The organism is uncultured Sphingomonas sp., assembly GCF_946477935.1.
Lineage (GTDB): Bacteria > Pseudomonadota > Alphaproteobacteria > Sphingomonadales > Sphingomonadaceae > Sphingomonas.
The window spans coordinates 1-9,076 of the sequence record NZ_CAMLAC010000147.1 but is presented as its reverse complement, the minus strand read 5'-3'; the positions used below and the strand labels follow the sequence as shown (position 1 = coordinate 9,076).

The 9,076-nt window shown below is 66.3% G+C and carries 11 protein-coding genes; 10 read left to right on the top strand and 1 reads right to left on the bottom strand.

Annotated elements, in window-relative coordinates:
- The 10 genes from Q0U08_RS14190 to Q0U08_RS14145 all read left to right on the top strand — a co-directional run.
- The coding region (locus Q0U08_RS14190; RefSeq protein ID WP_298092066.1) for a DUF445 domain-containing protein at positions 1-728 on the top strand (728 nt) is incomplete at its 5' end.
- 97 nt (positions 729-825) lie between these two features.
- Positions 826-1,932 carry an ABC transporter permease gene (locus tag Q0U08_RS14185; protein ID WP_298092064.1) on the top strand — a complete coding sequence of 369 codons (1,107 nt, stop codon included), beginning with the start codon at positions 826-828 and terminating at the stop codon, positions 1,930-1,932.
- Positions 1,932-2,864 carry an ABC transporter ATP-binding protein gene (locus tag Q0U08_RS14180; RefSeq protein ID WP_298092061.1) on the top strand — a complete coding sequence of 311 codons (933 nt, stop codon included), beginning with the start codon at positions 1,932-1,934 and terminating at the stop codon, positions 2,862-2,864. Before Q0U08_RS14185 ends, Q0U08_RS14180 begins: the two co-directional genes overlap by 1 nt.
- The gene (locus Q0U08_RS14175) at positions 2,864-3,826 is read left to right on the top strand and encodes an MlaD family protein (RefSeq protein WP_298092060.1); all 963 of its coding nucleotides are present in this window, start codon (positions 2,864-2,866) and stop codon (positions 3,824-3,826) included. The genes Q0U08_RS14180 and Q0U08_RS14175 overlap by 1 nt, the downstream gene beginning before the upstream one ends.
- 8 nt (positions 3,827-3,834) lie before the next feature.
- A complete protein-coding gene (locus Q0U08_RS14170) occupies positions 3,835-4,419 on the top strand; it encodes an ABC-type transport auxiliary lipoprotein family protein (protein ID WP_298092058.1) in 585 nt (194 codons plus the stop codon).
- Between the two features lie 107 nt (positions 4,420-4,526).
- On the top strand, positions 4,527-5,042 hold the full coding sequence (locus tag Q0U08_RS14165; RefSeq protein WP_298092055.1) for a CinA family protein: 516 nt from the start codon (positions 4,527-4,529) through the stop codon (positions 5,040-5,042).
- A gap of 136 nt (positions 5,043-5,178) precedes the next feature.
- Positions 5,179-5,769, top strand: a complete 591-nt coding sequence (locus Q0U08_RS14160; protein ID WP_298092054.1) for an SRPBCC family protein — start codon at positions 5,179-5,181, stop codon at positions 5,767-5,769.
- 4 nt (positions 5,770-5,773) lie between these two features.
- Positions 5,774-6,955, top strand: coding sequence for a zinc-dependent alcohol dehydrogenase (locus Q0U08_RS14155; protein WP_267351131.1), 1,182 nt, complete (start codon positions 5,774-5,776; stop codon positions 6,953-6,955).
- A 13-nt stretch (positions 6,956-6,968) separates the two neighbouring features.
- Complete coding sequence (locus Q0U08_RS14150) at positions 6,969-7,757, top strand: SDR family oxidoreductase (RefSeq protein ID WP_298092052.1); 789 nt, start codon at positions 6,969-6,971, stop codon at positions 7,755-7,757.
- 12 nt (positions 7,758-7,769) lie between these two features.
- Positions 7,770-8,255, top strand: a complete 486-nt coding sequence (locus tag Q0U08_RS14145; RefSeq protein WP_298092051.1) for a DUF4142 domain-containing protein — start codon at positions 7,770-7,772, stop codon at positions 8,253-8,255.
- A gap of 6 nt (positions 8,256-8,261) precedes the next feature.
- Here the strand turns inward: Q0U08_RS14145 and Q0U08_RS14140 are convergent.
- The coding region (locus Q0U08_RS14140) for a CoA ester lyase (RefSeq protein ID WP_298092050.1) at positions 8,262-9,076 on the bottom strand (815 nt) is incomplete at its 5' end.

Genomic DNA, 9,076 nt, shown 5'->3' with positions numbered 1-9,076 from the left:
TCCTGGGGCAGTTGCTGAAGGCGGCGGTGGCGGAGAACCGGCATGCGCCGTTGCTGGATGGGGGCATACGGTGGGCAGCGCGTGCGCTGGCGTCGAACGAGGCGCTGATCCGGGCGATGGTGCATGAGCGCGCGGGGGCGATTCTGCGGTGGACGGGGCTGGATGAGACGGTGGCGGATCGCCTGATCGGGGGGCTGGACAAGCTGTTGAACGATATGGCGGAAGATTCCGAGCACCCGCTGCGGCTGAAGATGGAGGAAGGGCTGGATCGCCTGGCCTGGGACCTGCAGCACGACCGCGAGACGCGGGCGCGGGTGGAAGCGCTGAAGGCCGAGATGATCGCCAATCCGGCGATGCAGCGCTGGCTGGACGGACTGTGGGAGCAGGCGCGCGAAGCGATGCTGAAGATCGCGCGCGATCCGGAGGCGGCGATGGCGGGCAAGCTGGGGGAGATGCTGCGGCAACTGGGCGGTACGGTGCAGGCCGATCCCGGATTGGCACGCACGATCAATCGCTTCGTTCGCCGTACCGTGGTGGGTGTCGCGGCGGATTATGGCGACGGCATCGTTCGCCTCGTGTCCGAAACCGTACGCGGGTGGGATGCGCGCACGATCACCACGCGGCTGGAAAACGCGGTCGGCCGCGATCTGCAGTATATCCGGGTCAACGGTACGCTGGTCGGCGGCATCGTCGGACTTGCCATCCACGGTGTGGACGTGCTGTTGTGACAACGACACTGCCGGGTGTCGTTTCAATGCAGCAGCGGTTCGTCGCGGGTGCGAGCCGCCTTGCCGTTTGCGGCACTTTCCCGCAAAGAGGCACGCGATGAGCGCCAAGGCCGATTTCAGCCAGGACGATGCGGACGGCGGAGCGCTGCGCTTCACGGGCGATCTGTTGCTGGCCACGATGGGCGACCTGCCCGACCGGCTGGAGCGGCATGAGGGCGCGGTGCGCCGCGTCGACCTGTCGGATGTCGACCGGATCGATACCGTCGGCGCCTGGGTGATCCACCGCTTCGCTGCACGCCACGATGCCGAGGTGGCGGGGCTGAACGATGCCAGCCGCTCGCTGTTCGACGAAGTGGTGAGTGCCGACAAGCCGGTGGCGATGCGGCCGCAGGCGGTTAGCCCGTTTTCGCGCGTCGCCGGTGAGATCGGCGATGCCGTGGTCACTTCGTTCCGCACGCTCTACGGTCTGCTGGGCTTCATGGGGGCGACGACGCTGGCTGCGCTCGCCGTGATCCGCCATCCGCGCCGGTTCCGCTTCAATGCGGTGGTGCATGAGTTCGAGACGGTGGGCGTGTCGGCGCTGGGCATCGTCGGCCTGATGAGCTTCCTGATCGGTATCGTCATCGCGCAGCAGGGCGCGGTGCAATTGCGCCAGTTCGGTGCGGAAGTGTTCACGATCAACCTGGTCGGGCGGCTGACGCTGCGCGAGCTGGGCGTGCTGATGACCGCGATCATGGTCGCCGGGCGCTCCGGATCGGCCTTTGCCGCGCAGCTCGGCACGATGAAGCTGACCGAGGAGATCGATGCGATGCGCGTCATCGGCGTGTCGCCGATGGAGGCGCTGGTCTTGCCGCGGACGCTGGCGGCGGTGACGCTGATGCCGCTGCTCGGCTTCTATGCGTCGCTGATCGCGATGATCGGCGGCGGTTTCCTGGCCGCGGTGTCGCTGGGCATCCCGCCCGTCACCTTCGTTGCCCGCATCCGCGAAGTGGTGCCCATCACCGACCTGTATGTCGGCCTGATCAAAGCGCCCGTATTCGGCGCCATCATCGCGATTGCCGGGTGCTTCCAGGGCATGCAGGTGGAATCGGATGCCGAGCAGGTGGGCCTGCGCACCACCTCTGCCGTGGTGCAGGCGATCTTCCTGGTGATCGTGCTCGACGCGTTCTTTGCGGTGTTCTTCACCTGGGTGGGCTGGGACTGATGGCGGCGCGCGACGAGAACATCATCAAGGTCCGCGGCATCCGCAACAGCTTCGGCGAGCAGGTGATCCATGACGGGCTCGATCTGGACGTGCGGCGGGGCGAGATACTGGGCGTGGTCGGCGGATCGGGCACGGGCAAGTCTGTGCTGATGCGCTCGATCATCGGCCTCCAGACGCCTGACACCGGCGAGATCACCGTGTTCGGTGAACCGACGATCGGCCGCGAGGAGACCGAGGCGGTATCGATCCGCAAGCGCTGGGGCGTGCTGTTCCAGGGCGGCGCGTTGTTCTCGACGCTGACCGTGGCGGAGAATGTCGCGGTGCCGTTGCGGGAGTTCTACCCGGAACTGTCGCCCGCGCTGATGGACGAGATCGCGTCCTACAAGGTGGTGATGACAGGCCTGCCGGCGGATGCCGGGCCGAAATATCCGGCCGAACTGTCGGGCGGCATGAAGAAGCGCGCCGGCCTGGCACGGGCACTCGCCCTCGACCCGGAACTGCTGTTCCTGGACGAGCCGACCGCGGGGCTGGACCCGATCGGCGCGGCGGCGTTCGACCAGTTGACCAAGTCGCTTCAAAAGACGCTGGGGCTGACCGTTTTCCTGATCACGCACGATCTGGATACGCTGTATGCGATCTGCGACCGGGTCGCGGTGCTGGCCGACAAGAAGGTCATCGCGGTGGGCACGATCGATGAATTGCTGGCGCTGGACCATCCCTGGATCGAGGAATATTTCAAGGGACCACGCGGCCGTGCCGCCGTCGCCGCCAAGGAAAGCCATGCGCAGAGCTCGGCCGATGCGCAGGCGGATGCGCATCCGACGGAAGTGACGGCGCGTACCACCGGCCAGCCGTCGCTGGGCGGAGCGGCCGACAATGCGGCGCGCGGTGAGACACAGGATAACGCTCGGGGCGAGCGAGGGACACGCTGATGGAAACGCGATCGAATCATGTTCTCGTCGGCACCGTCGTGCTGATCCTGCTGGCCGTGCTGGCGCTGTTCACGGTGTGGATCGCGCGGCTGGGCGGTACGTCCGAGAAGGAATATGACATCTTCTTCCGCCAGTCGGTCGACGGGTTGGCGAAGGGGTCGGCGGTCACCTATTCGGGCGTGCCTTCGGGACAGGTGAAGGAGATCGCACTGTGGCGTCCCGATCCGCAATATGTGCGCGTGCGCGTCGCGGTGAACGACCAGACGCCGATCCTGCAGGGCACCACCGCGTCGATCTCGGCGAGCTTTACCGGGACGAGCACGGTGGCGCTGGACGGTGCCCGCAAGGGCGCACAGCCGATCGCCTGCCCGGAAGAAAACCGCCGGCAGCTCTGCCCCTATGACGTGCCCGTCATCCCGACCAAGCAGGGCGGCATCGGCGCGATCCTGAACTCCGCGCCGCAGTTGCTGGAGCGGCTGTCGACGCTGACCGAGCGACTGACCGGACTGTTGTCGGATCGCAACCAGGCGTCGATCGCCGGCATATTGGACAATACCAACCGCCTGTCCGACGCGCTGGCGGATCGTGGGCCTGAAATTGCGGCGACGCTGGCGCAGACCCGGGTCGCGATCCAGCAGGCGGGCGATGCGGCGCAGTCGATCGGGCAACTGGCGCAGACCACGAACGGCGTGCTGGCCGAGGATGTGAAGCCGGCGATGGCCAATCTGAACAAGGCGATCCTGTCGGCGCAGGAGAGTGCCGAGACGCTTAACGCCGCGGTGGGGGATGCGCGGCCGGGCCTGCAGGCCTTCTCGAAGCAGACGGTGCCCGAGGTCGGGCAGTTGGTACGCGATCTGCACGTGACCGCCGCCTCGTTCGCCTCGATCGCCGAAAAGATCGACCAGCAGGGCGCAGGATCGCTCGTCGGGCAGCAGAAGCTGCCGGATTACAAGGGTAAGTGAGGGCCGCCATGAAGAAGACGCTTCTCTGCCTGGCGGCCATGCTGCCGCTCGCCGCCTGCATCCGGTTCGGGGCGGAGCCGCCGCCCTCGTTGATGACGCTCAGCGCCCAGACGGCGGTGCCGGTCGGGCAGGAGCAGGACTCGGCCGCCGCCAAGTCGATCACCATCCAGGTGCCGGCGGTGCCGCAGGCGCTGGCCACCGGCCGGGTGCCGGTGCAGGTATCGGCGACGTCGATCGCCTATATCAAGGATGCGCAGTGGGCCGAGCCGCCGGCGCGGCTGTTCGCGCGGTTGATGTCCGATACGGTGGCGGCGCGGACGGGCCGGGTGGTCCTGTCCACCACCCAGTCCGTCAGCGATCCGGGGGCGCGGCTGAACGGCGAATTGCGTGCGTTCGGCGTGGAAGAAGCGACGCGCGAGGCGGTGGTGACGTTCGACGCGGCGCTGATCCGCGCCGGGCAGACCAGTGTCGAGAAGCGTCGTTTCGAGGCGCGGGTGCCGGTGGCAGCGATCGATGCGCAAAATGCCGGGCCGGCGATCAACCAGGCGGCAAACCAGGTGGCGGTGCAGGTCGCGGACTGGATCGGGCGCTGATCCGGCCGAATTTGCGCGTAACATATTGATCGAAAACAACTCTGCCGCAACCTGATCGGGGGCGCCTCCGTTGTCGGGCGACAGCCTGACCGTGGGAGAGCGTGAAGATGAGCGAAACCCTGGCATCGGTGCCGGATGCCGTCGAGGCGGCGGCGAAACGCGTGCTGGAGGCGGCGTGCGCCGCGAACCGGTCGATCGTCACGGCGGAAAGCTGCACCGGCGGATTGCTGGCATCGTTGCTGACCGATGTGGAGGGCGCGAGCCACGCGTTCGAACGCGGCTTCGTCGTCTATAGCGAAAAGGCCAAATGCGAACTGCTGGGCATCGCATCCGACAAGATCGATCGGTGCGGCGCGGTGAGCCGGGACGTGGCGGTGGCGATGGCGGAAGGGGCGCTGGCCTATAGCCATGGTGATGTCGCGATCGCGATCACGGGCTTTGCCGGGCCGGGCGCCCCGGGGGACGAACCTGGGCTGGTTCATTTCGCCTGTGCCGTTCGCGGAGGTGAGGCAGATCACCGCGAGGCGCATTTCGGCGATATCGGACGCGGGCCGGTACGGCTGGCCTGTCTGGGCGTCGCCCTGGAGATGCTGGAACGGCATCTTGGCGCCAGATCATCCTGATCTGCATCAGTTTGCCAAATCTTTGAAACTGATCGAGATCATGTTTGCAGGGATATTTGGCTGATCGTCGCCGATCGCTGGAACCGATGGACCCGACCACGCGGTTGGACGCCCATCTGGCAACCCGGAGGACCCGATGGGTGACGATATGGCAACTCGCCAATCCGACGACGCACCACTGGCCGCGTCGAAACACAGCGATGCCGCAGCGGCCGCTACCGCCGATCTGATCGAGGGCAAGGGCGGCACGATCATCGGCCGCGCGGTGACGATCAACCGCCCGGTCGGTGAAGTATACAGCTATTTCCGCGACTTCAACAATCTGTCGACCTTCATGGACAATGTGGAACGGATCGACATTCTGGACGATGCGCGCTCGCATTGGGTGGTGAAGGCGCCGGCCGACAAGACGGTGGAATGGGACGCGCGCGTCACGCAGGAGGAGAAGGACCGGCTGATCGCCTGGACCTCGGAGCCCGGGGCGGACGTGGAAAATTCCGGCGTGGTGGAGTTCCGCGACGCAGGTGCGCGCGGCACGGTGGTGACGGCGACGATCGTCTATGATCCGCCGGCGGGCGTGATCGGCAAGCTGGTCGCCAAGGTGTTCCAGCGCGAACCGGCGATCCAGGCGCGCCGCGACCTGCGCCGCCTGAAGCAACTGCTGGAAACCGGCGAGATCGCCACCGGTGCGCATACCCGCGCCGAACTCGAACAACGAAAGGGCTGAGCCGATGCGCGCACTCACCTGGCACGGCAAGCACGACGTCCGCATGGATACGGTTCCGGACCCCGAGATCCTGAACCCGCGCGATGCCATCATCAAGATCACCTCGACCGCGATCTGCGGATCGGACCTGCATCTGTACGATGCCTATATCCCGACGCTGAAGGCGGGCGACATTCTGGGCCATGAGTTCATGGGCGAGGTGGTCGAGACCGGGCCGAAATCGACCTTGAAGAAGGGGCAGCGCGTGGTGGTGCCCTTCACCATCTCGTGCGGGAGCTGCTATCACTGTGGCAAGCACCAGTATTCGGCGTGCGAGAACAGCCTGCCGGCGGACAATCAGGACATCTCGATGGAGCTGTACGGCACGCCGATGGCGGGGCTGTTCGGCTACAGCCACATGACCGGCGGCTATGCGGGCGGTCAGGCGGAATATGTCCGCGTGCCGTTCAGCGATGTCGGGCCGATCGTCATCCCCGACGGTGTTTCGGACGACAAGGTGCTGTTCCTGTCGGACATCCTGCCGACCGGATGGCAGGCGGCCGAATATGCGCAGATCGAGCCGGGCGATACGGTGGCGGTCTGGGGGTGTGGCCCGGTCGGGCTGTTCGCGGTGCAATCGGCGTTCCTGATGGGCGCCGAGCGGGTGATCGCGATCGACCATTTCCCGCACCGGCTGGAACTGGCGAAGAAGTTCGGCGCAGAGACGATCAACTTCGAGGAATCGGCGACCTATGAGGCGCTGATGGAGATGACCGGCGGGATCGGCCCCGATGCGGTGATCGATGCGGTCGGCCTGGAGGCGCACGGCCTGTTCGTCGACAATGTCATCGACCAGATAAAGGCGTCGACCTTCCTGGGCACCGACCGTCCGCATTCGATCCGCCAGGCGATCATCGCGTGCCGCAAGGGCGGGCGCGTGTCGATGCCGGCGGTCTATGGCGGCTATGTCGACAAGTTCCCGCTGGGGGCCTTCATGGAGAAGGGCCTGACGCTGAAGACGGGGCAGACGCATGTCCAGCACTACATGCCCGCGCTGCTGAACGCGATCATGGAGGACAAGATCGATACCGAGTTCATGATCTCGCACCGCATGCCGCTGGAGGATGCCCCCAAGGGGTACAAGATGTTCCACGATCAGCAGAACGAAGTGACCAAGATCGTGCTGAAGCCCGGCATGACGGCCTGAAGGAGAGAAGAGGATGGCTGACAAATTCGCGATCGTGACGGGCGCGTCGACCGGCATCGGGTTCGAGCTGGCGACGCTGGCCGCCAAGAACGGTTATGACCTGATCGTCGTCGCCAATGAAGATCTGATCCAGGCAGCCGCCGCCGACATCCGGCAGTTCGGCACCAGTGTCGAGGCGGTGGAAGCGGACCTTTCCACGCTGGAAGGGGTGGACACGCTGCTCAGTGCCGCCGGCGGACGGCAGATCGATCTGCTGTGCGCCAATGCCGGGCACGGGCTGGGCAAGGGCTTTCTGGACCAGGAGGTGAAGGACTGGCGGTTGGTGGTGGATACCAACATCACCGGTACGCTGTACCTGCTGCAAAAGGTGCTGAAGCCGATGGTAGCGCGGGATGCCGGCAAGGTGCTGGTGACGGGGTCGATCGCCGGATTCATCCCGGGCAGCTTCCAGGCGGTCTATAACGGCACCAAGGCGTTCATCGACAGCTTCGTCGCGGCGATCCAGGACGAGTTGAAGGACGCCAAGGGCGTCACGCTGACCAACCTCCTGCCGGGGCCGACCGAAACCGAGTTCTTCGACCGCGCCGGCATGATGGATACCGATGTCGGCACCGATCCGAAGAAGGACGATCCCGCCAAGGTCGCGCAGGACGGCTGGGATGCGCTGATGTCAGGCAAGGCGTCGATCGTGTCGGGCTGGAAGAACAAGCTGCAGGCGGCAGCGGCGCACATCGTGCCGGATTCGGTGCTGGCCAGCCAGCATCGCGGCATGGCCGAGCCGGGCACCGCAAAAGACCAATAACAGGAGGAGAAGATGACGATGCTTCGCATGATGACCGTGGCGGCGCTGGTCGCCGCCGCCCCGACCGCCGTGTTCGCCCAGACGGTGACCCCGGCGCAGTTCGTCGCCAAGGCGGGTGCCAGCGACCTGTACGAGAAGGAGTCGAGCCAGCTCGTCCTGCGATCGACCAACCCCAAGATCCGCACCTTCGCGCAGGCGATGATCCGCGATCATTCCAAAAGCACGGCGGATGTAAAGGCGGCAGCGGCCAAGGCAGGCGTGCGGCCGGCGCCGCCCAAGCTGGAGCCGATGCAGGCCGACATGGTCGCGAAACTGCGCCAGGCGTCGGGCACGCAACGCGACCAATTGTATGTGCAGCAGCAGAAGACCGCACACCAGCAGGCGCTGGCGCTGCATCAGGGCTATGCCCAGTCGGGTACGGCGGCACCGCTGAAGGCGGCGGCGGCCAAGATCGCGCCGGTCGTCCAGCATCACCTCGAGATGCTGAACGGCATGTGATGCCCGTCAGCCGAGCGCCAGCAGGCGTTCGGCTTGCGCGAGGTGGAGCCGCTCCACCATCTGTCCGTCCAGCCTGATCGCGCCCAGCGCGGCGTTGGCCGGATCGGCAAAGGCGGCGACAACGGCCCGGGCCCAGGCGATCTCGTCGGAGCTCGGGCCGAACGCCGTATTGGCAGGCGCGATCTGCGACGGGTGGATCAGCGTCTTGCCGTCGAACCCCAGCATCCGCCCCTGTGCGCATTCCGCCGCCAAACGATCGACGTCGTCCAGCGCGTTGCAGACGCCGTCCAGCACGGTCAGGCCATAAGCGCGGGCCGCGACCACCATTTGCATGAGCAGCGGCATCAGTGCGGTGCGGTGCGGGTCGGCGGGTAGTCGCATCTCCTTGGCGAGATCGTTGGTGCCCGCGATCAGGCCGCCCAGACGCAGCGCGGAAGCGGTAGCGACGAGATCGCGAAGGGCCAGCACGCCGCGACAGGTTTCGATCATCGCCCATAGCGGCGGCCCATCCTGTCCGATCAACGCGCGCGCGCGGCGAAGGTCTTCCGGGCTGTCAACTTTGGGGAGCAGGACGGCATCGACGGGAGCGTTGCGCAGCGCGGCGCAGTCGGCTTCTCCCCAGGGTGTATCGAACGCATTGGCGCGGATGATGAGCCGGCGTTCGCCAAAGCCTTCTGTTGCCGCCTGTAGTGCGGCGGCGCGGGCCTGTACCTTGGCGTGGGGGGCGACCGCGTCTTCGAGGTCGAGGATGACGGCGTCGCAGGGCAGCGTTCCGGCCTTGGCGATGGCGCGGGGGTTGGAGGCCGGGAGGAACAAGGCGC